The sequence below is a fragment of the Mesorhizobium sp. M7A.F.Ca.CA.001.08.2.1 genome, from assembly GCF_003998455.1.
GTDB lineage: Bacteria > Pseudomonadota > Alphaproteobacteria > Rhizobiales > Rhizobiaceae > Mesorhizobium > Mesorhizobium ciceri.
Genome location: NZ_RZPW01001229.1, coordinates 1 through 1,024, shown reverse-complemented (window position 1 = coordinate 1,024; position 1,024 = coordinate 1). Strand labels below are relative to the sequence as shown.

Here is a 1,024-nt window from a genome sequence, read left to right as displayed (position 1 = left end):
TGGGCAAGGACGCCATGGGGGTGGTTGATCCCGCCAGTCTCAAGGTGCGCGGTTTCGACAATCTGCGCGTCGCTGATGCCTCCGTCATGCCGACATTGATCGGTGGCAACACCAATGCGCCATCCATGATGATTGGCGAAAAGGCGGCTATGGCAATACTGGCGTAGCCGTCTGCGCGCGGCCAATTCAGCATTTAGGAACAAGCTAACCACTGCCACATGAAATCGTAATTTTCGCTGCCCGGTCCCTCCAGTAAACCAACGATCAGACCTCCGCCGCATGCGCAGAAACTCTCGGGGAGAGCCAGAAAGGGCCGCTGAATGCCAGTCGAAACAGTAGACACGCTTGTTGTTGGCGGCGGCCAGGCGGGGCTGGCGATGAGCGAGCATCTGAGCAAGTGCGGCGTGCCCCATCTCGTGCTGGAGCGGGACCGCATCGCCGAACGCTGGCGTAGCGAAAGATGGGACTCGCTGGTTGCCAATGGTCCCGCCTGGCATGACCGTTTTCCCGGCATGGAATTTCCCAATGCCGGTCCGGATGCCTTTATCGGCAAGGAGAAGGTCGCCGACTATTTTGTCGCTTACGCCGACATGATCGCTGCCCCCATCCGCTGCGGCGTGGAGGTCAGGAAAGTGGAAAGGCTTGTCGGCCGTCCCGGCTTCCGGATCGAAACCTCGGATGGCGTGATCGAAGCCAGGAGCGTGGTTGCCGCCACCGGCGCTTTCCAGCATCCGGTCATCCCGGCCGTCGTTCCCGGGGACGCCGGACCTATGCAGATACATTCCAGCGCCTATCGCAATCCCGGCCAACTGCCCGCAGGCGCGGTGCTGGTGGTCGGCTCCGGGTCTTCGGGGGTGCAGATCGCCGACGAACTCCAGCGTGCGGGACGGCGGGTTTATCTCTCGGTCGGGCCGCACGATCGGCCGCCGCGGGCCTATCGCGAACGTGACTTCTGCTGGTGGCTGGGGGTTTTGGGCAAGTGGGACGCGCAGGCGCCTGCGCCCGGCACCGAACATGTCACCAT

2 protein-coding genes are annotated in these 1,024 nt (G+C 62.9%); both read left to right on the top strand.

The features are described from left to right. A partial coding sequence (locus EN914_RS36410; RefSeq protein ID WP_245497940.1) for a GMC oxidoreductase occupies positions 1-167 on the top strand: 167 nt, incomplete at its 5' end. Between the two features lie 153 nt (positions 168-320). Then, positions 321-1,024 (top strand): NAD(P)/FAD-dependent oxidoreductase (locus EN914_RS36405; protein ID WP_164779216.1); only part of this gene is annotated, 704 nt, incomplete at its 3' end.